Genomic DNA, 25,896 nt, shown 5'->3' on the forward strand with positions numbered 1-25,896 from the left:
CTGTACGGTACAAACAGATGGTCTGTTTACACCATACAGACCATCTGTTTTAAAAGAAAGCATGCACTCATTCTTCCCTTTCCCGTTTGGATTGTGCTTCCGGACGGGATTTCTTTTGAGGGATACTGTCCGGAGCGGACGTATTCTTCTCCGCTTGTTTCCTTTTCAGCCTTTTCAACTTCCACTTGTTCCAAAAGAGCAGTTCATTCCATTTGTTGAAATCCTTCTTGAAGATGATGCCTATACCCTGAGTGGTGAGGTTGGTCTTGGTGTAATAGCGGTCGTTGGTTTCGTTATACGCTTTCAGACGGATATCGCCGGAACGGTTTACGAGCCATTCGGCTTGGAAGTCACCTACGAAGTTGGTGTTCGCCATCGGATTCTCGCGATAGCCGAAGTTACCGTTTATGAGCAGGCGGTTATTCAGCAGTTGCCCGGAAAGCATTGTCTCGAACTCCATGTCCGTCCAGCCTTTTTCTCCGGTACTGAAGTTTGTGCCGAAGTTCCAGTTATTGCTGTCGATAATCTGCGAGAGCGCATTGTTCAGTTGTCCGGAAAGGGTAGAAGAGAGCACGCTCGACATCATGTTGGAGTTGCCGGTGGCGTCTACATTCTCCGGAGTATAGAACTTGCCGATACCTAAAAGGTAGAGTATCTGCATGTTCATCTGCTCGTCCGTAGGGATATAATTCCGTACCAATGCCTGTACTTCATCGCGTTCGTTGGGCAGCTCCAGGCTCATTTTGATGTCCGGTGAGGTGAGCTGTCCGGTCAGTGCCATGAGGCAGTTAACCTTGATGTTGGTCTGGTTGACGTAATTGCCGGCATCGGGAACGAGGTCGTTTAGCGAAGCGGAGTTTACAAGATAGCCTGCCTGGATGTCGAGGGTGGCATTGAGCGGCGCGCCGTTAAAGGTGATGGTACTTCCGTCTTTGATGATGAAGTCTTTGCGGATAACTTCTTGCAGGCTGAATTTATAAACTCCCTGGCTGATGCGGTAGCTGCCGAACATTTTCACATCTCCTTTATTGTAGAATTCGGTGCGGATATTCCCCGTTCCTTTACCGCTGATGTAGTCACCTGCAATGGGGTCCATGATGATTTTCATGGTGGCGTCCGGAGTTGCGTCTATCAGGAGATTCAGTCGTATGTCGGTGTCACTTTCCTTTTCCATGACTTCTTTCTGCGCCTGCTCGTATTCGGACATCAGCATGATGGAATCCTGAAGTACGCGGCGCGGTGTCTTGTCTACGAAGCGTATGAACTGGTTGCTCACTGCCGAGGCGACACCTTCTTTCATATAAGTGAAGTTGGTGTTGCGGTTGGTGGTCATTGCCACGTCGATATTCACCCCGTCTGCCGCATTGCCGGCAATGGTGGCGTTGCCTGTGCCATACACCGTGCCGTAGAAGGGGAAGTCGGGTGATTCTTTGGTGTTCATAACCAGCATATTGTCCACATCGAACCGGAAGCGGTATTCCAAATCCTTGAAATGCCGGTAGTGCAGGTAACCGTTGGCTCTGCCCTGATGCCCTTGCGTATCGAAGATGCGGTTGTTGCGGAAAGTAAGTCCGCCCGGTTCGATAAGTATGCTGTCTTTCAGGGAGAAAGTAGTGTTGAGTACATCTACCTTGAGGGAGGCGTCACCGAATACGCGACCTTCCATTGTCAGCGCCTTGAACTTGCCGTAGAAATGTACGTGGCCGCTGGCACGCCCGTTGAATTCAGGGGTGATGCTCTGCATGTAGTGGTGGATGAACTTCAGGTTGGTGCTGTCGGCTTCGATTTGCAAGTCGAGTGCACTGGTGGGCTTTATAGGATAGATGTACCCGTATACATGGCTTTTGGCAATGTCTTTCTCGCGGATATGGGCATCCAGGTAGATGCCTTTCACGTCGTGATGCCATTCGCCGTGTATGTTGGCATCGCCTAAAAGACCCTCGTTCAAGCCGAGGTTGCGTATGAAGAGGTCGGTACTCATCACCGGCTTTTTAAGTATTCCGCTGGCATATGCCGGGCCCGTGGCCTCGCCTTTGAAGTTGACACCCAGGTCGGCTATATCGAATACGTATCCTATGTTTATCTCTTTCAGGTTCAGGCGTACGGTGTCCTGAGGTTGTTCGGATACGGTTCCGTTGATTTGCAAGTGACGTTCTTTATGGCTGAAGTAGAAATTGTTGACGTGCACTTTGCCCGAGTCGACCACGATTTGCGAAGGGTGTATCTTCCATACAGTGTCGTTGAGGATTACGTTCGTTTCCTGTACGTTGACAATCGTTTTCAGGGCGGGTTTCTCTTTTTGGGCTTGACGGGAGGGTTTTGTGTGTATTTTGTCGTCGCCAGCTTCTTGGGAAGAGTTGCGGACGAATTGAGTGAGAGCCGCTATCTTGCCGCTGTAAGTTACAGCGCTGCTGTTTCCCCAGTTGAATATGGTTTGTATCCGGTCATCCTTTGCCTTGGCTTCGAGGGCTACGTTTACCGCGCCGGTTGTTTTCCGGTTGGTGAAGCGGACTTTTGCCTGGAACTGTTCACCCGGATTTTCGCAGAGAACCACGCCCGACTCAAAGAACTTTTCGCCGTAACTCAGCCGCGGGAAGTACCCCTCTACGCGCAACCGTTGCGCTTTGTCGTTGAAATAACCCTTCAGAGTAGAGTGGGTATATACTTTCAGCGGTATCTGGAATACGGTGGAGAGTATCTCCGTATCGTAGATATGGAGGTCGAAATGGAAATTGTTTTCTGTTTTCTGCGGTTTCCTGGCGGGCTGTATCAGAGCCGGGATGTAACGCCGCATGATGTTGAGCACGCTGGCGGGTAATGTCTGATAGGAATAATCGCCTTCAATAGTACCGCGCAGGAAGTTGGAGCTGATAGTCAGCCGTTTCTGGCGCTCGTCGCTCTGAGTGGCAGCAATCCGCAGGTTGTCCATGAAGAAGTTCTGTTCCGGAGCGATGTATTGGAGACTGTCGACGTTGATTTCACCGTTCATGTCGTTGATGGAGCTACCGGTGAAGTCGGCTTTTATCTTTACGGCCAATTCCGTGTCCTTGTATTTGGGTGTGAGGTGCAGGGTGTTGGGGCGGAAATGGTCGATAGCGGCACGGAAGTTGAAGGTGGGTGTCTTGCCGGCAGTATTGATAGAGCCGTTCAGTTGTATGGCGCCGTTTTCGTCGTTGAGCGATACGTTACCGTTGAAGCCGCCTTGCTTATACTCTCCGTCCAAAGTGATGTTTTCGTAGGTATAGTCACTGTAGTCTATGGATGCTACCAGCCCTTTCATGGTAATGGCGGGGTATCTTTGGGCATAATGATTGCCTTTGACGTCCATGTTGAAGGTGACTTTTCCAAGCTTGTCGTTGTTCAGCATCCTGCCCAGTTCGAATCCGGTTGTCTTTACCGCACCCGAATAAGCGAAATAGCCTTTGTCTTTGTCGGAACTGAGTTTGACATCTGTCTTGATAGTGCCTATATCCGTGCGGACTTCGCCATAGGTCACCAGGTCCGTGAAGTATCCGGAAATCTCTCCACGGAAAGATACCGTGCCCAGATTCTGCAATACCGGAGGAACTCCTTTGTAATCTTTACTCAGGTTGCGTACAAAGAATGCAATACCGTCCGGGTCGGCATATAAATTGGACAGATTGCCGAATATGTATGCATCTTGCGGATGAGACAGATCCTGCAGGGATACATTGCCTTTCAGCAGGAAGTGGTCGTTGGAAGAGATAAGCAGCTTCGGGCAGTTGAGCCGGTTGACCGTTCCGGCGGCTTCCATTTCCAACTTCAACTTTTCCTTGAAGGGCTTGAAGGCAGGCACGAATGCCGATATATCCTGTAATGCTACTTCCGAAGGCAGCATACGGAACGAAAAACGGACATCATCGGTGAAATGGCCGAGTGATTCCAGGCTGTCGTATTCCATACGGATGGTATCCATTGCCAAAGAGGTGTTGGGCAAATCTATGGCGAAGTTCTCTATCCGCATCTTCCGGTTGTTGGCTATTATCTTCAGACTCAGTTTTTTCAGTTCGAAGCCGGAGTGCTCCTCTTCAACGCTCATTCGCTTGATGGCAGCGTTGACCGAGTCGTTCTGGAGTGCTTTCAGCGAGATGTTGGCAAGAATGTTGGACAGGCGGATGTGTTGCGGGTTGAACTTGCCCGGAGTGCTTTCGGCCGACAACACATCGTAAGATACCTTTCCGCGCCGTATCAGGAGTGAGTTGATGCGCAGGTCCAGATTGCTCTTCTTCTTGACGGTGTCTTTGGAAGCGAAAGCATCGAGCACGAATTGGAAGTTGGTGCTTGCCTGGGGAGTAGGTCTTTCCAGATTGGCATTGAAACTGAAAAGCTGTACGTTACCGATGGATATCTTTCCGCTGAATAGCGGCAGTATCTCGAACTTAGCGGACAGACGGCCTATTTTCAGCAACTCTTTTCCCGATTGGTCGTTCAGCACCAGGTCGTCGATGATAATCCGGTTCAGCAGTCCTATGTTTATCCGCCCTACTGTGAGCTCGCTACCTAATACGGTGCTCAGCTCCTTGGCAACGAGTACAGACATGCGGTGCTGGACATAAGGAATGTTCAGCAGCAAAATTATTCCGATATAGAGTCCTAACACTATACCGATTATCCAGCGTACTGTCGTTTTCAGCGTTCTGATAGGCGGTTATTTTTTTAATTCAGCCAACAAAAATATGAAATAATACGTTATGGATACTACTTTTATCACTACTTTTGCAGCGTTTAAACGTAAATAAACACTATGAGTACAATAATCTTAGGAATTGAATCTTCATGTGATGACACTTCCGCAGCGGTCATCAAGGATGGCTACCTGCTGTCGAATGTCGTTGCCAGTCAGGCTGTTCACGAAGCTTATGGTGGGGTAGTGCCCGAACTGGCTTCGCGTGCGCATCAACAGAATATAGTGCCGGTGGTGCACGAGGCTTTGAAACGTGCCGGAGTTACCAAGGAAGAATTAAGTGCCGTGGCGTTTACGCGCGGTCCGGGACTGATGGGGTCTTTGCTGGTGGGTGTGTCCTTTGCCAAAGGGTTCGCCCGTGCGTTGGGGATACCTATGATAGATGTCAATCACTTGACCGGACATGTATTAGCTCATTTTATTAAAGCGGAAGGTGAAGAGAATGTGCAGCCGGAATTTCCTTTCCTTTGCCTGCTGGTTTCCGGTGGCAACTCTCAGATTATTTTAGTAAAGGCCTACAACGACATGGAAATCCTGGGGCAGACAATTGATGATGCTGCAGGTGAAGCCATCGACAAATGCTCCAAGGTAATGGGACTGGGTTATCCCGGCGGACCGATTATCGACCGGCTTGCCCGCCAGGGAAATCCTAAAGCCTTTACTTTCAGCAAACCGCATATTCCCGGACTGGATTACAGCTTCAGCGGCTTGAAGACTTCGTTTCTGTATTCCTTGCGCGATTGGATAAAGGATGACCCCGATTTCATCGAACATCACAAGACAGACCTGGCGGCATCGCTGGAAGCTACTGTTGTCGATATTCTGATGGATAAGTTGCGTAAAGCGGCAAAACAGTACAAGATAAAGGATGTGGCCGTTGCAGGTGGTGTATCGGCAAACAATGGTCTGCGTAACTCATTCCGCGAACATGCTGAGAAGTATGGATGGAATATTTTCATTCCCAAGTTCAGCTATACAACGGATAATGCTGCGATGATTGCCATAACCGGATACTTCAAGTATTTGGATAAGGATTTCTGTCCGATGGAAGCGCCGGCTTATTCACGTGTCACTTTATAAGGAAAAAGTATATTGCATATATATAATAAGGTATGAAGACGGAAGAGAAGGTAGGGGAACTGCTGAAAGCAAAGAATTTCTCCCTTTCCACCGCTGAAAGTTGTACCGGTGGTGGAATAGCTGCCTTGATAACTTCGGTTCCGGGGAGCTCGGAGTATTTTAAAGGCGGAATTGTGGCGTATTCCAACGAAGTAAAGGCGGATTTGCTCCATGTTTCTGTCGAGACGCTGGCGCAGTACGGTGCAGTGAGCAGGGAGACGGTTGTTGAAATGGTGAAAGGTGCGATGAAAACGTTGAAAACGGATTGCGCGGTTGCCACTTCGGGAATTGCCGGTCCCGGTGGCGGTACACCGGAGAAACCGGTAGGTACTGTGTGGATAGCGGCTGCCTGCAAAAACGAAATTGTAACCATGAAGCAGGAAGGTGATCGCGGAAGGGTGGAAAATGTACAGTCGGCTATTCAAAATGCGCTGTTTATGCTCTGTAGTATGCTGAAATGAGGAAAAAATGTTTTCGTACAACGAATTATTTTAGGAAAAACTTGTTTCGTAACGATAAAAGTGCTTACTTTGCGCTCTGTTTGAAATAAGTATAGATAAAAACTATAAAATAAAGATAGAAATGTCGAAGATTTGTCAAATTACCGGAAAGAAAGCCATGATTGGCAACAATGTTTCACACTCAAAGAGAAGAACAAAAAGAACCTTTGATTTGAACTTGTTTAACAAGAAATTCTATTATGTAGAACAGGACTGCTGGATCAGTCTGAGCATTTGCGCCAACGGTCTGCGCATTATTAACAAAAAAGGTTTGGATGCTGCTTTGAAGGATGCAGTAGCTAAGGGTTATTGTGATTGGAAAAGCATTAAAGTAATTGGCTAAAAGTAGAGGAGAATAACTGATTATGGCAAAGAAAGCAAAAGGTAACAGAGTACAGGTGATTCTGGAATGCACAGAACACAAGGATAGCGGTATGCCGGGAACTTCTCGTTATATTACAACGAAGAACAGAAAGAACACTACCGAGAGATTGGAGTTGAAGAAATACAACCCGATTCTGAAGAGAGTAACAGTACACAAGGAAATTAAATAATAATAGTATAACCCATGGCAAAGAAAACAGTAGCAAGTTTGCACGATGGTTCTAAGGAAGGTCGTGCTTATACGAAGGTTATCAAGATGGTTAAGTCTCCGAAGACCGGTGCTTACATCTTCGATGAGCAAATGGTTCCTAACGAAAAAGTACAGGACTTTTTCAAGAAATAAGATAAATGCAGTTGCTGTAAGGCGCTGATTACTTATAAAGCTCCTCTCGCCGATATATCGGCGGGGGGATTTTTTTTGCTATTAAATCGTTTCGGCTTTTATTATTTGTTAATTTTGTTATATCTTTGTGGCATAATGTATTGTACAAAAAAGTAGACTATGGGATTTTTTAGTTTTTTCTCAAAAGAAAAGAAGGAAACATTAGATAAAGGATTATCTAAAACAAAAGAGAGTGTGTTTGGGAAGATTGCCCGTGCTATAGCCGGTAAATCGAAAGTGGATGATGAGGTGCTGGATAATCTGGAAGAGGTGTTGATTACTTCGGATGTGGGCGTAGAAACTACGTTGAAGATTATAGAACGTATCGAGAAGCGTGCTGCAGACGAGAAATATATGAATGCGAAGGAGCTGAATGTGATTCTGCGCGATGAAATCGCTGCTTTGCTCACAGAGAACAACTCGGATGATGTGGACGACTTTGAAACTCCTGTTACGAAGAAGCCATACGTGATTATGGTAGTGGGAGTGAATGGTGTAGGAAAAACCACGACTATAGGCAAACTGGCTTATCAGTTTAAGAAAGCCGGCAAATCCGTTTATCTGGGTGCTGCCGATACTTTCCGTGCGGCGGCGGTGGAGCAGCTGGTTATCTGGGGCGAACGTGTGGGAGTTCCCGTTATCAAGCAGAAAATGGGTGCTGACCCTGCTTCTGTGGCATTTGATACTTTGAGTTCAGCAGTAGCCAATAATGCTGATGTGGTGATTATAGATACCGCCGGACGTCTGCATAATAAAGTGGGTCTGATGAACGAGCTGACCAAAATTAAGAATGTAATGAAGAAAGTTGTGCCGGATGCTCCGAATGAGGTACTGCTTGTTTTGGACGGTTCCACCGGACAGAATGCATTTGAGCAGGCCAAACAGTTTACTTTGGCAACGGAGGTTACGGCAATGGCTGTAACCAAGCTGGACGGAACGGCTAAAGGCGGCGTTGTAATCGGAATTTCCGACCAGTTTAAGATTCCGGTAAAGTACATCGGTCTGGGAGAAGGTATAGAGGACTTGCAGGTGTTCCGTAAAAAAGAGTTTGTCGATTCGTTGTTCGGAGGGAATGCATGAAACGGAAAACCATTGATATCATAACATTAGGCTGCTCTAAAAATTTAGTGGACTCGGAGCATTTGATGCGCCAGTTGGAGGAAGCGGGTTTTCATGTGACGCATGATGCCGAGCGTCCGAAAGGAGAGATTGCCGTAATTAATACCTGTGGCTTCATCGGCGATGCAAAAGAGGAGTCCATTAATATGATTCTTGAATTTGCGCAGGCCAAGGAAGAAGGCGAACTGGAGAAACTCTATGTCATGGGTTGCCTTTCGGAACGTTATCTGAAGGAACTGGCAATTGAAATTCCTCAGGTGGATAAATTTTATGGTAAGTTCAATTGGAAAGAGTTGCTGCAGGACTTGGGTAAGGCATACCATGATGAACTGCACATAGAGCGTACACTGACCACTCCTCAGCATTATGCCTATCTGAAAATATCGGAAGGATGCGACCGCAAATGTTCTTATTGTGCCATCCCTATTATTACGGGCCGACATGTGTCGCGTCCTATGGAAGAAATCCTGGACGAGGTGAAGTATCTTGTGGCCCGCGGAGTGAAAGAGTTTCAGGTTATTGCGCAGGAATTGACCTATTATGGCGTAGATTTATATAAGAGGCAGATGTTGCCCCAATTAATTGAAAAAATCTCAGAAATTCCAGGTGTGGAATGGATACGTTTGCATTATGCTTATCCGGCTCATTTCCCGATGGATTTATTCCGCGTGATGCGCGAGCGTCCCAATGTATGTAAATATATGGATATTGCCTTGCAGCATATCAGTGATAATATGTTGGAGAAAATGCGCCGTCATGTTACTAAAGAGGATACTTATCGGCTGATAGAAAAGTTTCGGGAAGAAGTTCCGGGAATTCACTTGCGCACTACGCTTATGGTGGGGCATCCTGGAGAAACGGAAGCTGACTTTGAAGAGCTGAAGGAGTTTGTCCGTAAGGTGCGCTTCGACAGAATGGGGGCATTTGCGTATTCCGAGGAGGAAGGTACGTATGCCGCTGCCCATTACGAAGACAGCATTCCTCAAGAAGTAAAGCAAGCCCGGTTGGATGAATTGATGTCCATCCAGCAAGGTATTTCTGCCGAACTGAGCGCAGCAAAGGTAGGCAGGCAGATGAGAGTAATAATCGACCGTCTGGAAGGTGATTACTATATCGGACGTACGGAGTTCGATTCTCCCGAAGTAGACCCGGAAGTGCTGATTGAATGTGGTGATGAACCGTTGGAGATTGGCGGCTTTTATCAGGTAGAGATAATAAATTCCGATGATTTCGACCTTTTTGGACGGATTATTTAAATATTTCCTTTCGTACTTCTTGTGTATGTGGGGAAGATTTGCTAATATAGCACAGTAGTTCACAATTTTAAAGCTTGGATTTTGAATAACAAAGAATTTACTTCGGAATTGTCACGCAGGTTAGGGTATACTTTGAAGGATACTTCGGAGTTGGTTACTTCTTTACTGTCGGATATGACGCGGCAACTGGAAGAAGGGAATATGATTTCCATACAAGGTTTTGGAACATTCGAAGTGAAAAAGAAAGCGGAACGTATATCCGTAAATCCAACAACCAAACAGCGTATGCTGGTTCCGCCTAAACTGGTGCTGACATATAAACCCAGTACCTTGCTAAAGGATAAGTTTAAGTAATCTTTCTTTTTAAATCTTCCATATTATGAATGAAAAACTAAACATACAGGATCTGATTGATTTGCTGGCTGAAAAGCATGGCATGAGCAAGAAGAATGCCGATAGTTTTGTGAAAGAGTTTTTCCAACTGATTGAAGAAGCGTTGGAAAAAGACAAGTATGTGAAGATTAAAGGTCTGGGCGCTTTTAAACTGATTGATGTGGAAAGCCGGGAGAGTGTAAATGTCAATACTGGGGAACGCTTTGAGATACAAGGCCATACCAAAGTTTCATTTACTCCGGAGCCTGCTTTGAAAGATATTATCAATAAGCCGTTTGCGCATTTTGAAACAGTAGTGCTCAATGAAGGTACTGTTTTAGAAGATACCCCGGTAGATAGTGACAGTGAGGAGGATGAAGATACGGAGCAGAAAGTGGAAGATGCTGTGCCGGAAGTGGTTGCCGGTAGTGCGGTTGAGACACCGGAGATTGCGGAGAAAATCGATAGTCCTGTCGAACCGGAACCTGTAGAAGAAGCCGTTGTTCCTGTGGAGACTGTGGCTTCGGAGGAAGTTAATGAAGAGAGGGTGGAGGTTATCAAAACTGCCGGTCCGGCTGAATCTTCCGCAATGAAATACTTCATTGCCATCGTGGCTCTTGTGGTATTGCTATGTGCAGGAACCGTCGCTTATTTGTATTATCCTGATTGGTTTGACGGATTATCGACTGAACCGCCTGTGGAGGAAACCGCTGGCAATGAAGCTGGTAATGCGGCAGGTAATACGGTTTTAATGGATAGTATCGGTGTTAAGGATAGTGTGGCGATTGCCGTAAAAGATACTGTGTCGAAGAAGCTGATTGCTGAACCTGTAATAAAACAGCAGGAAGCACCAGTTGTCGTCAAACAGACTGTAGTAGCCGCTACATCTGCCTCCCAGCCGAAAAAGCAGAAGAAAGTTGAGTATGTACCCGATTCTACCAATTATACCATTGCAGGAACGCAGGCGACATACACGATAAAGCCGGGTGAGACATTGACCAGAGTGGCTCTTCGTTTTTATGGAACTAAAGCGTTATATCCATATATAGTAAAGCATAATCCGGACGTTATCAAAAAACCGGATAATGTACCTGCGGGCACAACAATAAAGATACCTAAATTAGTGAAGAAGCAGTAAAAAGATACTGCTTCTTTTTTGTTAAATACTCAGAGCTTGTTTAAATATTCTTGAAGAAGTATTTTCTTCAACTCCTTTTGAGTTTCTTCCCGGTCTGTATTCCTCTTTTTATCCGTTACATAGCCTGCTATGCTTTTAGTAAAAACAGAAAAATATTTTCAAAGAAGAACTCTTGAAAAGAATGCTGAACAAAATTAAACAGGCTCTAAACTCTATGAAAGTAGTTTAATCTAAAGGTTTCACATTGTTTTTTAATAAAAATTAGTTGCTATGGTTAATTTATTCCCGTACTTTTGGAAGCGAATTATAATTACCGGTGTATGGCCGGACGAAAACGAAAAATTAAACATTAAAATACATTGATTTATGGCTGAAACAATTGATATCCGCGAATTGAACGAGCGGATTGAAAGACAAAGTGCTTTCGTTACCAATCTTACTACGGGCATGGACCAGGTTATTGTAGGACAAAAGCACCTGGTAGAGTCGTTGTTAATCGGTTTGTTGTCTGACGGACATGTGTTGTTGGAAGGTGTGCCCGGTTTGGCAAAAACATTGGCTATCAAAACACTGGCTTCATTGATTGATGCACAATATAGCCGTATCCAGTTTACACCTGACTTGTTGCCGGCGGACGTTATCGGTACGATGGTTTACAGCCAGAAAGATGAAACTTTTCAGGTAAAGAAAGGACCTGTATTTGCCAATTTTGTATTGGCCGATGAAATTAACCGTGCTCCGGCCAAGGTGCAAAGTGCTTTATTGGAAGCTATGCAGGAACGTCAGGTTACCATAGGTAAGGAAACATTCAGACTGCCTGAACCTTTTTTGGTGCTTGCAACTCAGAATCCTATCGAACAAGAGGGTACGTATCCGTTGCCTGAAGCGCAGGTAGACCGTTTCATGCTGAAGGTAGTTATCGACTATCCTAAACTGGAAGAAGAAAAATTAATTATACGCCAGAATATAAACGGAGAAAGACTGAATGTAAAGCCTATTCTGAAAGCAGATGAGATTATCGAAGCGCGTAAGGTCGTACGTCAGGTATATCTGGATGAAAAGATTGAAAAATATATTGTCGATATTGTATTTGCAACCCGTTATCCGGAGAAGTATGATTTGAAAGAACTGAAAGATATGATCGGATTCGGCGGTTCGCCTCGTGCATCTATCAATCTGGCATTGGCGGCACGCAGTTATGCTTTCATTAAACGCCGTGGCTATGTTATCCCGGAAGATGTGCGCGCAGTGGCACATGATGTATTGCGCCACCGCATCGGTCTGACTTATGAAGCTGAAGCAAGCAATATGACTTCGGATGAAATCGTCAGCAAAATATTGAATAAGGTTGAAGTGCCCTAATGTAAACAATTTGTTTACTATTTATGTATTACTGAATGGAAACAACTGATTTATTAAAAAAAGTCCGTCAGATTGAGATAAAGACGCGCGGATTGTCCAATAATATTTTTGCAGGCCAGTATCATTCGGCTTTCAAAGGTAGAGGTATGGCTTTTTCCGAAGTGCGTGAATATCAGTTTGGTGACGATATACGCGACATAGACTGGAATGTAACGGCTCGTTTTCATAAACCCTTTGTGAAGGTGTTTGAAGAAGAACGTGAACTGACTGTAATGTTGCTGGTAGATGTTTCCGGTAGTCTGGAGTTCGGTACTGTGAAGCAGATGAAGAAAGATATGGTGACGGAAATAGCTGCTACATTGGCTTTTTCCGCCATTCAAAATAATGATAAAATCGGTGTCATCTTCTTTTCAGACCGGATAGAAAAGTTTATTCCACCCAAGAAGGGACGTAAACATATACTATATATCATTCGCGAATTGCTTGATTTCCGTCCGGAAAGTCGCCGGACCAATATCCGTCTCGGCTTGGAGTATCTTACGAATGTTATGAAGCGTCGTTGTACGGCTTTTGTCTTATCGGACTTCATCGACCAGGAGAGTTTTAAAAATGCCATGACTATTGCCAATCGGAAGCATGATGTTGTGGCTATTCAGGTATACGACCGCCGTGTAGAGGAGTTACCTGCTGTGGGGCTGATGAAAATAAAAGATGCGGAAACGGGTCACGAACAATGGATTGATACTTCTTCGCGTGCCGTACGGCGTGCTCATCGTGATTGGTGGGTGAATAAGCAGACGGAACTGAATGATACATTTACTAAGAGCAATGTAGATAATGTGTCAGTACGTACGGACCAGGATTATGTGAAAGCATTGATGAATTTATTTGCGAAAAGAAACTAATCGGAGAATGAAAAGATATTTATTTCTGATAACGCTGTTGACAGCATTGACGGGTAGGATAATAGCCCAGTCGGTGACAGTGGATGCTACAATTGATTCCTTGCAAATCCTTATCGGGGAGCAGGCCAAGATTAAGCTTCAGGTTTCATTGGACACTGATAAGCGCGCTATTCTTCCTGCCTATACTGATACTTTGGTGCGTGGAGTGGAAATTGTTGATATAGCCAAGCCCGATACACAGATGCTGAATGACGGCAGGCGCTCGTTGATAACTCAGGAGTACACCGTAACTTCCTTTGACTCGGCATTATATTATTTGCCCCCGATGGAGGTGCTTGTTGATAATAAGGCATATCGCTCCAAAGCTTTGGCATTGAAAGTGTATTCCATGCCGGTAGATACGTTGCATCCCGATCAGTTTTTTGGTCCTAAACCCGTAATGAAAGCACCTTTTGCATGGGAAGACTGGTATACGTCTATCGCTTGTGCTGTATTGTTTGTGCCGTTCCTGTTGCTGTTTATCTATCTTGTGAAACGTATTCGCGATAACAAACCGATAATTCGTAAGGTGAAGGTAGAACCGAAACTGCCGCCGCATCAGTTGGCTATGCAGGAAATAGAACGCATCAAAGGTGAGAAAGTATGGCAGAAAGGACAATCGAAGGAGTATTATACAGAATTAACAGATGCTATTCGTACTTATATAAAAGACCGTTTCGGTTTCAATGCATTGGAAATGACTTCCTCTGAAATCATTGATAAACTATTGGAAATGAATGATAAAAATGCAATATCGGATTTGCGTATCCTGTTCCAAACCGCGGATTTAGTGAAGTTTGCCAAACATAATCCACTGATGAATGAGAATGATGCAAATTTGATTAATGCGATTGACTTTATCAATGAAACAAAGGAAAAAGAAGATGAAAATGCCAAGCCGCAGCCTACTGAAATTACTATCATTGAAAAACGTTCCTTGCGTACCAAGATACTGCTTGGTGCAGGTATCGTTGCTTTAACGGCAGCACTTGCCGGTTCACTGATATATATAGGTTTGGAGCTGTATAACTATTTTGCCTGAAAGTAAAAGCAGGGAGATACGCTTCAATCATAAATCATAATTTGTAAAATTGTAAATATCATGGTTTTTGCCAATATTGAATATTTATTTTTGCTGCTGTTGCTTATACCTTATATAGTATGGTATATCATGAGGCGGAAGAATAGTGAAGCCACGCTTCAAATTTCAGACGCTCGTGTATATGCGCATGCTCCTAAGAGCTATAAGAATTACTTGCTGCATGCACCATTTGCATTGAGGATAATAGCTTTAGCTTTGATTATTATCGTTTTAGCCAGGCCGCAAACTACTGATAGCTGGCAGAATAGTGAAATAGAGGGTATTGATATAATGCTTGCCATAGACGTTTCCACCAGTATGTTGGCTGAAGATTTGAAGCCGAATCGCCTGGAAGCGGCCAAGGATGTGGCGGCAGAGTTTATCAATGGTCGTCCGAATGACAATGTCGGCATCACGCTATTCGCCGGAGAAAGTTTTACGCAATGTCCGTTGACGGTAGATCACGCCGTGCTTTTGAATTTGATAAAGGACGTAAAATGTGGTCTTATTGAGGATGGCACGGCAGTGGGTATGGGTATTGCCAATGCGGTTACCCGGCTGAAAGACAGCAAAGCCAAATCGAAAGTGATTATTCTTTTAACAGACGGCACGAATAATAGAGGAGATATTTCTCCGTTGACGGCTGCCGAGATAGCTAAAAGTTTCGGTATCCGTGTTTATACTATCGGTGTAGGTACTAACGGTATGGCTCCATATCCTTATCCGGTAGGTGGAACTGTGCAGTATGTCAATATGCCGGTTGAGATTGACGAAAAGACCCTGACACAAATTGCCGGAACAACGGATGGTAATTATTTTCGCGCTACGAGCAATTCGAAGTTGAAAGAGGTATACGAGGAAATAGATAAGCTGGAGAAAACGAAACTGAACGTAAAAGAATACAGCAAGCGCCAGGAAGAGTATCGCTGGTTTGCTCTGGCAGCTTTCTTATGTGTGCTGTTGGAAGTTCTGTTACGTAATTCAATATTGAAGAAGATACCGTAGTATACGCATCCTTTTTCTCAGGATATTGTATCTTGTACAAGTTTAGTAAATAGTAAATCGTAAAAATAATAAATAAAGAAATGTTTCGATTTGAAGAACCTGCATATTTGTACTTGTTGCTGTTGTTGCCCTTGTTAGCAGCCTTCTACTTGTATTCCAATTATCGGCGACGGAAGAATATCCGCAAATTCGGTGATCCGGAACTGATGGCACAATTGATGCCGGACGTATCCAAGTATCGTCCGGATGTGAAGTTTTGGATGGTATTTGTTGCTATCGGTCTGTTTTCTGTATTGTTGGCGCGTCCGCAGTTTGGTTCTAAACTGGAAACAGTGAAGCGTCAGGGAGTTGAAGTGATGATTGCATTGGATATTTCCAATTCGATGCTGGCACAAGACGTACAGCCCAGTCGTTTGCAGAAGGCAAAGAGACTTGTTGCGCAGTTGGTGGATAAAATGGAGAATGATAAAGTAGGTATGATTGTTTTTGCGGGTGATGCATTTACACAGCTTCCTATTACAAGCGATTATATATCAGCCAAGATGTTTTTGGAGTCTATAGATCCTTCATTGATTTCCAAACAAGGTACAGCAATTGGGGCAGCCATTAATTTGGCCTCCCGTAGTTTTACTCCGCAAGAGGGGGTAGGGCGTGCAGTGATTGTCATTACCGATGGTGAAAATCATGAAGGTGATGCAGTGGAAGCTGCTAAAGATGCCGCAGAAAAAGGTATTCAAGTGAATGTTCTTGGTGTAGGTATGCCTGAGGGAGCTCCCATCCCGGCAGAAGGGACAAATGATTATCGTCGCGACCGTGACGGGAACGTGATTGTAACCCGTTTGAACGAACAGATGTGTCAGGAGATAGCTAAGGCGGGCAATGGTATCTATGTGCGTGTAGATAATACAAATGGTGCTCAAAAGGCGATTAGCCGGGAAATTAATAAAATGGCGAAAGCTGATGTGGAAACACAGGTATACACAGAGTTTAATGAGCAGTTCCAGGCTGTGGCATGGATTATTCTGTTGCTTTTATTGGCAGAAATGCTGGTATTGGAACGCAAGAATCCTCTGTTCCGTAATATTCATTTGTTTTCCAATAAGAAATGATGCGTATGTTACAGAAAAAATATATAAGCTTTTTTTTATTGCTGCTAATGGCAGCTACAGCTTCGGCTCAGAAAGCCGAACGTGATTTTATCCGTAAAGGGAACCGTTTTTTTAAAGATAGCGTGTATGTGGATGCGGAGGTAAATTATCGTAAAGCTTTGGAGACGAATCCTCAGTCTACAGTCTCAATGTTTAATTTGGGGAATACATTGGCTCAGCAGAATAAACTGCAAGAGGCTATGGAACAATATGTTGCCGCTACAAAAATAGAAAAGGACAAGAATGATTTAGCGCAAATCTATCATAATATGGGGGTGATTTTTCAATCACAGAAAGATTATGGCAAAGCGGTAGAAGCATATAAGCAGTCATTACGTAATAACCCGAAAGATGATGAAACACGTTATAATTTGGCTTTGGCACAAAAGATGCTGAAAGACCAGCAGCAGAATCAGCAAAACCAGGACCAGAATAAACAGCAGCAACAGGACCAGCAGGAGGATAAAAAGGACCAAAATAAAGATCAACAGCAGAATAAAGACCAACAACAACCGCCGCAACCACAGAAAAAGGACAGTGAGATGTCTAAAGAGAATGCTGAGCAGCTTTTAAATTCTGTGATGCAAGATGAAAAAGATGTGCAGGATAAAGTAAAGAAACAGCAGGTTATTCAAGGTGGTCGTTTGGAAAAAGATTGGTAATAAATATAACAGGAAATAATATATGAGAAAAATAATTGTCTTATGGATGGTGCTGATGATAGTCAGTTTGCGTGCTTTTGCAGATAGCAAGGTTTCGTTTACTGCATCTGCACCTGATGTTGTGGCAGTAGGTGATCAATTCAGGCTGTCATATACAGTGACCACACAGAAAGTGAGAGATTTCCGGGCTCCTTCTATAAAAGGTTTTGATGTACTGATGGGTCCCAGTCGTTCACAACAAAAGAATGTGCAAGTTATCAATGGGCAGACAACCTCTACAAGTAGCATAACATTTACTTATATATTGATGGCTACGGCTGAAGGTAGTTTTACTATACCCGGGGCTACTATAATGGCAGAGGGCAATCAGATGGTTTCCAATTCTGTGCACGTAAAAGTACTTCCTGCTGATAGAACAAATGGAGGGGCTTCCGGAAATAGTGGAAGACAAAGTGGCTCTGCAAGTCGTGCTTCATCAGGAACGTCAGTATCGAATAACGATTTGTTTATTACAGCTACTGCCAATAAGACGAACCTGTATGAGCAAGAGGCTCTCTTGTTAACATATAAGATATATACTTTAGTAGACTTGAGAGGTTTTGACAACGTGAAACTTCCTGATTTTAAAGGGTTTCATTCTCAGGAAGTCGAATTGCCTAATGACCGTAAATGGAGTCTTGAACACTATAAAGGAAGAAACTATCAGACGACCGTATACCGCCAATTTGTATTATTTCCGCAACAACCGGGAAAAATAACGATTGATGCGGCACGTTTTGATGCATCTATAGCCAAGGTTACTCATGTGGACGATCCTTTCGAAGCTTTCTTCAATGGAGGTTCTAATTACGTAGAAGTGAAGAAGACATTAATGACCCCTAAATTGGTTGTTGATGTAAAAGCTTTACCGGATGGTAAGCCTTCGGGATTTTCCGGAGGAGTGGGAGAATTCAGTATTTCTTCTTCTATAAATAGTACGAATGTTAAGACAAACGATGCTGTTACTGTGAGGCTTGTTATTTCGGGTACGGGTAATCTGAAATTAATCTCTACTCCGGAAGTTAAATTCCCAGAAGACTTTGAAGTCTATGACCCGAAGGTTGATAATAAGTTCCGTTTGACAAATTCCGGACTCTCCGGCAGTCAGGTGATTGAGTATCTTGCCATTCCTCGTAATGCGGGAACATATAAGATTCCTGCTGTAAAGTTCAGCTATTTCGATATTAAATCTCGTACATACAAGACTTTAACGACCGAGGAATACGAACTCCATGTAGAAAAGGGAAGTGGTAATGCAGCTCAGACTATTGCCAATTTTACTAATAAAGAAGATTTGAAAGTTTTGAATGAGGACATACGTTATATCAAGCAGAATAACGTAACTCTTTCCCAAAAAGGAGATTTCTTCTTCGGTTCTTTGGCTTATTGGCTGTTTTACATAGTGCCCGGCATTGCATTTGTCCTGTTCTTCATTGTTTATCGTAAACAGATTGCAGCCAATGCCAATGTTGCTAAAATGCGTACGAAGAAAGCAAATAAGGTTGCTGTGAAACGTATGAAGTTAGCGGGGAAATTGTTGGCAGATAACAAGAAAGATGCATTTTATGATGAAGTATTGAAAGCATTGTGGGGATATATTAGCGATAAATTGAGTATTCCGGTTTCACGTTTATCTAAAGATAATGTCGAGGGAGAGCTTCTCAATTACGGTGTTGATGATGCACTGATAAAAGATTTCCTTGATGCATTGAACAATTGTGAGTTTGCCCGTTTTGCTCCCGGAGATGATAATCAGGCTATGGATAAAGTTTATTCAGATTCTTTGGAAGTTATCAGTAAAATGGAAAACTCTATAAAACATTAAATTGGGAGGATGTATAATGATGAAGAAAGTAATATCCTTAGTATTTGGTCTACTGATAGGATTAGCTGTTTGGGCGCAAGAAACGGCAGATACTTCGGCTTCTGCCAAAGATTCTGTGTCTATAGGTTCGCATACGGAATTTTCTGCAACTAAATCAGCTGACAATGTTACGAAAGCACAAGGTGACAGTGCATATATGCGTAATGATTATGCTTCTGCCATTCAAATATATGAGAGCTTATTGAAAAAAGGTGAAGCTGCTGAAGTTTATTATAATTTGGGTAATAGCTATTATAAAGCAGACGATATAGCAAAGGCAATTTTAAATTATGAACGCGCTTTGTTATTGCAACCGGGTAATGCAGATATTCGCGCTAATTTGGAAATAGCACGTTCCAAGACGATAGATAAGGTAGTTTCTGTACCTGATATATTTTTTGTAGCTTGGATTAAGTCGTTGACAAATTGTTTAAGTGTAGATGCTTGGGCTAAATTAGGTATTGTGTTTTTTATTCTTTTGCTTATCTCGTTTTCCCTATTCTTTTTTTCCAAACAGATTATCTGGAAAAAAAGTGGGTTTATAGCAGGAATTCTATTTTTGGTATTTACTGTATTAAGTAATATTTTTGCTTCGGAGCAGAAAAGTGAATTACTGGATAGGAATGATGCAATAGTCTTGTCTCCCAGTGTTACAGTACGGAGTACTCCCAGTGAAAGTGGTACTGGTTTATTCGTTCTGCATGAAGGGCATAAAATTGAAATTAAAGATAATTCCATGCGCGAATGGAAAGAGATTCGCTTGGAAGATGGTAAGGTAGGGTGGATTCCTGCTTCTGCAATAGAAGTGATTTAAGAGTATTCATTGCTGAATATAGAAGCCCGTATGAAATAAAGGAAACTATTTCCTTTTACTTCATACGGGTTCTTTTTGTATTTATGGGAATGTTAAACATATAATGGAAAAATACAGATAAATAGTTTGTTTTATCTTTTTTTTTCCTTAAGTTTATAGCGTGATAAAGAAATAACAAAGTATTAACCATTAAATTTATGAATATGAGAACGATAACATTTAATGAACTCCGTAAGATTAAAGACTCATTACCTAGTGGTAGTATGCATAGAATAGCCGATGAACTTGGACTTAATGTTGACACTGTAAGAAATTTCTTTGGCGGTCATAACTTTAAGGAGGGTAAAAGTGTTGGAATTCACTTAGAACCCGGTCCGGATGGCGGTTTAGTAATGATTGATGATACTACCGTTCTTGATCGGGCTTTAAAAATTTTAGATGAAATGGCAGGTGAAACTGCTGAACCTGTTCAGGCTTAAGAAAAGAAAGTAAAGAAGGATCCCAATTGTTTCTCAGCAATTGGGATTTCTTGTTTGTTTTGTAAATAAATATAATAGACGACTTATGGAAGATAAATTAGTAACATTAGCGATTCTTACGTATGCTAAGGCACAAATACTAAAGAATGTTCTCGAAAATGAAGGTATTGAGACTTACATTCATAATGTAAATCAAATACAGCCGGTTGTATCTTCCGGTGTGCGTGTTCGTATAAAAGAAAGCGACTTACCGCATGCTTTGAAAATTACGGAAAGCTCGGCATGGTTGTCCGAAGAAGTAGTGGGAGAGAAGATGCCCCAAATAGAGAAAGGCAGTAATAAGGTCTTGATTCCTGTCGATTTTTCAAGTTATTCATTGAAAGCATGTGAGTTCGGTTTTAATTTTGCAAAAAACATAGATGCTGAAGTAGTTTTGCTTCATGTATATTTTACACCTATCTATGCGACTTCATTGCCATACGGTGATGTTTTTAACTATCAGTTGAGTGATGAAGAGAATGTCCGGAATATATTGCAGAAAGTACATTCGGATTTGAATGCTTTGTCCGATAAAGTAAAAGCTAAAGTTACATCCGGAGAGTTTCCTGATATAAAATACACTTGCGTATTGAGAGAAGGCATTCCAGAAGAAGAGATATTACGCTATTCTAAAGAAAATCGTCCGAGAATTATCATCATGGGAACGCGTGGTAAGAATCAGAAAGATATTGATTTGATTGGTAGTGTAACCGCTGAAGTTATCGAGCGTAGTCGCGTACCGGTTTTAGCCATTCCGGAGAATACACCGTTCAAAGAATTTAACGCTGTAAAACGTATTGCATTTATTACGAATTTTGACCAGCGCGATTTGATAGCTTTTGATTCATTAATTAATAGTTTAAAGCCATTTTGCTTCTCTGTTTCTTTAATACACTTAGCTGATGTAAAAGACACTTGGAATGAGATAAAGTTGGGTGGCATTAAAGAGTATTTCCAAAAACAGTATCCGCAATTGGAAATTCATTATGATGTAGTGAAGAATGATGATTTCCTTAATAGCTTGGATGAATATATTAAAACTAATCACATAGATATTATTACATTGACATCATATAAGCGAAATATATTTTCTCGTTTGTTTAATCCAGGAATTGCCAGAAAAATGATTTTCCATTCTGATACACCATTGCTGGTTATCTATGGGCGGCCTAATTGAAATGATAATTTTAATCTGTCTAGGTAAGGACGTGGGCTACCGCTAAATGCTGAATTAGTTTTAGTGGAGTCCACTTATTTTTTATCTTTTCATGGTTATACTATTACATGTCCCATTTCCTATGTTTGTGATGTAATATCAATATTATGTTTAATATATAACACCATAAACTAAAATAAACCTTTATTCTTCTCTAATTTGGAAGAAAATTATACCAAAGATAGCTTACATATTCAAGCTATCTTTGGTAATAGTAGCAATTCAATTATTGCATCAATTTTTCTATTTCATCAAATTCAGGACCCATTTGTAAGTTATAATAAACTCTGTATAATCCATTTAGCCACAAATCTTTCTGTTCAGGTTTCAGTTCTCTTGCTTTTTCATAATTAGGTCTTGCCTTTTCATAGAAAACTTTCAGTGTAGCTTGGTCTTCTTTGTATTTTGGATTATTGACATCAGTAGTAGCTTTTTCAGAGAAATCCTGAGCTTGCAGGCAATAGATTAAGCCCAAGTTGGAATATGCTTCTGCATAGTTAGGATCTACTTCAATGGTTTTGTTGTAGAATTCAATGGCTTTTTCATAATCTTTCATGTTATGATAAAGGTATCCTTTTACGTACAAATAGAATGTGTTATTAGGATCTTTAGCCAACATATCATCTGCAAACTGCATTGCTTCGTCAAACTTATTATTATTGCTATAATAATCAATCAGATGTCCAAAGAAGAATGAATGTTCAGGATACTTTTGGATACCATCTTTTAAGGAAGCGATCCACTTGACAGTATCACCTTGAGCTTTCAATGCTGTAGAAATAAATTCCATGGCATATTTACCCACTTCTTTGTCCTCCTTTGCATAAGGTGCATATTTCAACACGCTTGGATAATCTTCCATTTTGGCTGCAGCTAAGCTTGCATAATAAGCAATTTGGGGCAATACAGTATCTGTTTGAAGCAGATTCTCCTTTTCAAACATAGGATTGATGGCAATGTCTACATAAGTTGCGAAGAAATCCAAAGCCTCTTTATTCTTATCTAAATTAAAGAACTGGATACCACCGTTAATCAGGTTGGGACGCGCAGCTAATATAGCAGCACTGTTCGATCTTCTGAACTTATTTTTGATTTTACCTTTTTCGTTAGGAATCTGTGCAAGTTCATCGCATTTAAAGTAGTATTTGCACATATTCAGTGCGCTGTTATACACTTTAAGAGTATCATAAGGCTTTCTTAAATAAGCATTCTCCATTTCCTTTTCATTGATTCTCTTTTGAATAAAGCCGGCTACATCCCATGTTTCGGCGTTGTCTTTGGTTTCAGCATTGTTCAGAGCTTCATTGATGAGCTTCTCTGCTTGTGCAAAATCCGGTTTTACGTCGTTAGCGATGCTTTTTGCCTCTTTCACGCTCTTTTCCTGAGCGAAGGTAAAGCCTGCCGCAAGTAGTAAAACCATTGAAAATAATACTCTTTTCATGATTGTAGAAAATTTTAAATTAATATTGTGTCTATTCTTCATTTTCATTGTTTACTATATCGTTCTGAGTTTTTTCTGATGCATCGCTATCCTCTTCTGCAATGATATCCTCTTCGGTTTCCGAGGTAACTTTACATACGGATCCAATTTCATCATTACGTTTTTCAAGATTAATCAGTCGTACTCCCTGCGTAGCACGTCCCATTATACGAACATCTGCTACTTTCAGACGGATGGTGATACCCGATTTATTGATAATCATTAAATCATTCTCGTCTGTTACAGACTTGATTGTTACCAGTTTGCCGGTTTTATCGGTGATATTCATAGTTTTTACACCTTTACCGCCACGGTTTGTCTTACGATAATCCTCAATATCAGAACGTTTACCGTATCCTTGTTCTGACACAACCATGATTGTCTCAGTTTCAGGGTCTTTGATGCAAATCATTCCGACAACTTCGTCTTGCCCGTCTTCATCGAGCGTCATGCCGCGTACACCGGTAGCTGTACGTCCCATTACGCGTACGGCACTTTCGTGGAAACGGATAGCACGTCCGTTGCGATTGGCAATGATAATCTCATTGTCACCGTTAGTCATGCGCACCTCGATTACGCGGTCATCTTCGCGGATTGTAATGGCATTGACACCATTTTGGCGAGGACGGGAATATTGTTCGAGCAATGTTTTCTTAATGACGCCATTCTTTGTGCAGAACAGTACATAATGACTGTTAATGAAATCCTGGTCGTTCAGGTTCTTCACGCGCAGGTATGCATTTACGGCGTCATCAGAGTCTATATTCAATAGGTTCTGAATGGCGCGTCCCTTAGAATTTTTGGTTCCTTCGGGTATCTCATATACTTTCAGCCAATAGCACTTACCTTTTTGAGTGAAGAACATCATGGTATTGTGCATTGTTGCAGGATATATATGTTCTACAAAGTCCTCATCGCGTGTCTCTGTTCCCTTAGAACCTACCCCACCGCGGTTTTGGGCACGGAATTCGCTTAACGGCGTACGCTTGATATATCCCATATGAGAAATGGTAATAATCATTTCATCGTCTGCATAGAAATCTTCCGGGTTGAATTCTTCCGACGAATAAACTATTTCAGAGCGGCGTTCATCACCGTATTTAGTTTTAATCTCGATTAATTCATCTTTGATAACCTTGCGGCAGAGTTCGTCGTTAACAAGGATTTCTTCCAGATAAGCAATCTGCTTTTGGATTTCCTCATACTCGGCATGGAGTTGGTCCTGCATGAGTCCGGTTAACTGGCGCAGACGCATCTCTACGATGGCGCGCGATTGGATTTCAGTTAATTCAAAACGCTCCATCAAACCGCTGATTGCGTCATTCGGAGTTTTGGCGGCACGGATGATTTTGATTACCTCGTCAATATTGTCCGATGCGATAATCAAACCTTCTAAGATATGGGCACGTTCTTTAGCTTTACGCAAATCATATTGTGTACGGCGGATAACTACGTCGTGACGATGCTCTACGAAATACTTGATGAGGTCTTTCAGGTTCAGCAATCGAGGACGCCCGTGTACCAATGCCACGTTGTTTACGCCGAAAGAAGTCTGCAACAATGTCATCTTGTAGAGCTTGTTCAGCACTACACTGGCGTTGGCATCGCGTTTTACGTCGATGACGATGCGCATACCTTCGCGGTCAGACTCGTCGTTGGCATTGGAAATGCCCTCTATCTTTTTTTCGTTGGCTAAATCGGCGATGGATTTGATTAATTCGGCCTTATTTACTCCGTAAGGAATTTCGGTTACGACGATTTTGTCATGCGTGGAAGATGTTTCAATCTCAGCCTTGGCGCGCATTACGACACGTCCGCGACCAGTCATGTAGGCTTCGCGCACACCGCTCATACCATATATATAACCGCCTGTCGGGAAGTCGGGAGCTTTGACGTAAGTCATCAAATCTTCGATGTCGATATCATTATTGTCGATATATGCGACGCAGGCATCTATCACTTCGGACAGATTATGGGTCGGCATATTCGTGGCCATACCTACGGCGATACCGGAAGCACCGTTAACAAGAAGGTTCGGAATGCGGGTCGGCATTACGGTAGGTTCCAGCAACGAGTCATCGAAGTTGGTTTGCATGTCTACAGTCTCTTTATCAAGATCCTGCATCATTTCTTCTCCAATCTTTTGCAAGCGGCATTCCGTGTAACGCATGGCGGCTGCGCTGTCACCGTCCACAGAACCGTAGTTGCCTTGTCCGTCTACAAGCATGTAGCGCATAGCCCACGGCTGTGCCATACGGACGAGAGCGCCATATACGGATGAGTCACCGTGCGGGTGATATTTACCTAATACCTCACCGACAACTCTCGCAGATTTCTTATAGGGTTTATCCGACGTATTTCCCAGTCCCATCATACCGAAAAGAATTCTTCGGTGAACAGGTTTAAAACCATCTCTAACATCCGGAAGGGCACGTGAAACAATGACCGACATGGAGTAGTCAATGTACGAAGACTTCATTTCCTCCTCGATGTTAATCTTTATAATTCTGTCTTGTTCAAGCATTTAAAAAGATTATTAATTATACATTTGCGGGTTTGTGAAAAACCACGCTAAAGTACTGCTTTTTTACGATATACAAAAGTTTTCCCTCATAAACTTTGTTGCAGATTTCCATGCTTGAAACCCCGTTTGGATGTATGGTTTTTCGTTTGATGTATAATCGGTTAAAAATAAGACAGATACAAGTACCAGAAAGATACCTCCCTTTGGTACTCGGTGTACCTTACTAAGGTACGAGCCGTACCAAGCTTAGGTATATGAAGTTTC

Annotated in this window: 22 protein-coding genes; 19 read left to right on the forward strand and 3 right to left on the reverse strand. The window is 42.6% G+C overall.

Annotated features, from left to right (window positions below):
* Window positions 1-67: 67 nt before the first annotated feature.
* Window positions 68-4,561, reverse strand: a complete 4,494-nt coding sequence (locus NQ565_RS11190; protein ID WP_005654334.1) for a translocation/assembly module TamB domain-containing protein — start codon at window positions 4,559-4,561, stop codon at window positions 68-70.
* Between the two features lie 204 nt (window positions 4,562-4,765).
* Here NQ565_RS11190 and tsaD point away from each other — a divergent pair, with 204 nt between their 5' ends.
* The 19 genes from tsaD to NQ565_RS11285 all read left to right on the forward strand — a co-directional run bounded on the left by tsaD (window position 4,766) and on the right by NQ565_RS11285 (window position 21,589).
* Window positions 4,766-5,785, forward strand: a complete 1,020-nt coding sequence (gene tsaD, locus NQ565_RS11195; RefSeq protein ID WP_005654333.1) for a tRNA (adenosine(37)-N6)-threonylcarbamoyltransferase complex transferase subunit TsaD — start codon at window positions 4,766-4,768, stop codon at window positions 5,783-5,785.
* Between the two features lie 32 nt (window positions 5,786-5,817).
* On the forward strand, window positions 5,818-6,285 hold the full coding sequence (locus NQ565_RS11200) for a CinA family protein (protein WP_005654332.1): 468 nt from the start codon (window positions 5,818-5,820) through the stop codon (window positions 6,283-6,285).
* A 121-nt stretch (window positions 6,286-6,406) separates the two neighbouring features.
* A complete protein-coding gene (rpmB, locus tag NQ565_RS11205) occupies window positions 6,407-6,667 on the forward strand; it encodes a 50S ribosomal protein L28 (protein ID WP_004291052.1) in 261 nt (86 codons plus the stop codon).
* A gap of 22 nt (window positions 6,668-6,689) precedes the next feature.
* Complete coding sequence (gene rpmG / locus NQ565_RS11210) at window positions 6,690-6,878, forward strand: 50S ribosomal protein L33 (protein ID WP_002560155.1); 189 nt, start codon at window positions 6,690-6,692, stop codon at window positions 6,876-6,878.
* Window positions 6,879-6,892: 14 nt separating this feature from the next.
* Window positions 6,893-7,051 carry a DUF4295 domain-containing protein gene (locus NQ565_RS11215; protein ID WP_005654275.1) on the forward strand — a complete coding sequence of 53 codons (159 nt, stop codon included), beginning with the start codon at window positions 6,893-6,895 and terminating at the stop codon, window positions 7,049-7,051.
* Window positions 7,052-7,210: 159 nt separating this feature from the next.
* Window positions 7,211-8,170 carry a signal recognition particle-docking protein FtsY gene (gene ftsY, locus NQ565_RS11220; RefSeq protein WP_005654274.1) on the forward strand — a complete coding sequence of 320 codons (960 nt, stop codon included), beginning with the start codon at window positions 7,211-7,213 and terminating at the stop codon, window positions 8,168-8,170.
* A complete protein-coding gene (rimO, locus tag NQ565_RS11225; RefSeq protein ID WP_005654272.1) occupies window positions 8,167-9,465 on the forward strand; it encodes a 30S ribosomal protein S12 methylthiotransferase RimO in 1,299 nt (432 codons plus the stop codon). Before ftsY ends, rimO begins: the two co-directional genes overlap by 4 nt.
* Before the next feature lie 81 nt (window positions 9,466-9,546).
* The gene (locus NQ565_RS11230; protein ID WP_016662867.1) at window positions 9,547-9,819 is read left to right on the forward strand and encodes an HU family DNA-binding protein; all 273 of its coding nucleotides are present in this window, start codon (window positions 9,547-9,549) and stop codon (window positions 9,817-9,819) included.
* A gap of 25 nt (window positions 9,820-9,844) precedes the next feature.
* A complete protein-coding gene (locus NQ565_RS11235) occupies window positions 9,845-10,975 on the forward strand; it encodes an HU family DNA-binding protein (protein ID WP_005654269.1) in 1,131 nt (376 codons plus the stop codon).
* Window positions 10,976-11,341: 366 nt separating this feature from the next.
* Complete coding sequence (locus tag NQ565_RS11240; protein ID WP_005654267.1) at window positions 11,342-12,337, forward strand: AAA family ATPase; 996 nt, start codon at window positions 11,342-11,344, stop codon at window positions 12,335-12,337.
* Between the two features lie 35 nt (window positions 12,338-12,372).
* Window positions 12,373-13,242: a DUF58 domain-containing protein gene (locus NQ565_RS11245; RefSeq protein WP_005654266.1), complete on the forward strand. Its 870-nt coding sequence runs from the start codon at window positions 12,373-12,375 to the stop codon at window positions 13,240-13,242.
* Window positions 13,243-13,249: 7 nt separating this feature from the next.
* Window positions 13,250-14,323, forward strand: a complete 1,074-nt coding sequence (locus tag NQ565_RS11250; protein WP_005654264.1) for a BatD family protein — start codon at window positions 13,250-13,252, stop codon at window positions 14,321-14,323.
* A 60-nt stretch (window positions 14,324-14,383) separates the two neighbouring features.
* Window positions 14,384-15,367: a vWA domain-containing protein gene (locus NQ565_RS11255; RefSeq protein WP_005654262.1), complete on the forward strand. Its 984-nt coding sequence runs from the start codon at window positions 14,384-14,386 to the stop codon at window positions 15,365-15,367.
* Window positions 15,368-15,447: 80 nt separating this feature from the next.
* Window positions 15,448-16,476: a VWA domain-containing protein gene (locus NQ565_RS11260; RefSeq protein WP_005654259.1), complete on the forward strand. Its 1,029-nt coding sequence runs from the start codon at window positions 15,448-15,450 to the stop codon at window positions 16,474-16,476.
* On the forward strand, window positions 16,473-17,177 hold the full coding sequence (locus NQ565_RS11265) for a tetratricopeptide repeat protein (RefSeq protein WP_005654256.1): 705 nt from the start codon (window positions 16,473-16,475) through the stop codon (window positions 17,175-17,177). The genes NQ565_RS11260 and NQ565_RS11265 overlap by 4 nt, the downstream gene beginning before the upstream one ends.
* A gap of 22 nt (window positions 17,178-17,199) precedes the next feature.
* The gene (locus NQ565_RS11270) at window positions 17,200-19,041 is read left to right on the forward strand and encodes a BatD family protein (protein ID WP_005654253.1); all 1,842 of its coding nucleotides are present in this window, start codon (window positions 17,200-17,202) and stop codon (window positions 19,039-19,041) included.
* 16 nt (window positions 19,042-19,057) lie between these two features.
* The gene (locus tag NQ565_RS11275; RefSeq protein ID WP_005654250.1) at window positions 19,058-19,894 is read left to right on the forward strand and encodes a tetratricopeptide repeat protein; all 837 of its coding nucleotides are present in this window, start codon (window positions 19,058-19,060) and stop codon (window positions 19,892-19,894) included.
* A 197-nt stretch (window positions 19,895-20,091) separates the two neighbouring features.
* Entirely contained in the window at window positions 20,092-20,373 is a 282-nt protein-coding gene (locus NQ565_RS11280; protein ID WP_005654248.1) for a hypothetical protein, read from the forward strand.
* An 85-nt stretch (window positions 20,374-20,458) separates the two neighbouring features.
* Window positions 20,459-21,589 carry a universal stress protein gene (locus NQ565_RS11285; RefSeq protein ID WP_005654246.1) on the forward strand — a complete coding sequence of 377 codons (1,131 nt, stop codon included), beginning with the start codon at window positions 20,459-20,461 and terminating at the stop codon, window positions 21,587-21,589.
* A gap of 265 nt (window positions 21,590-21,854) precedes the next feature.
* Here NQ565_RS11285 and NQ565_RS11290 read toward each other — a convergent pair whose 3' ends face one another.
* Window positions 21,855-23,069: a tetratricopeptide repeat protein gene (locus tag NQ565_RS11290; RefSeq protein ID WP_022104294.1), complete on the reverse strand. Its 1,215-nt coding sequence runs from the start codon at window positions 23,067-23,069 to the stop codon at window positions 21,855-21,857.
* 31 nt (window positions 23,070-23,100) lie between these two features.
* Window positions 23,101-25,632 carry a DNA gyrase subunit A gene (gene gyrA, locus NQ565_RS11295; RefSeq protein WP_005654243.1) on the reverse strand — a complete coding sequence of 844 codons (2,532 nt, stop codon included), beginning with the start codon at window positions 25,630-25,632 and terminating at the stop codon, window positions 23,101-23,103.
* Window positions 25,633-25,896: the final 264 nt, after the last annotated feature.

The sequence above is a fragment of the Bacteroides stercoris ATCC 43183 genome (genome assembly GCF_025147325.1).
Taxonomy (GTDB): Bacteria; Bacteroidota; Bacteroidia; order Bacteroidales; family Bacteroidaceae; genus Bacteroides; species Bacteroides stercoris.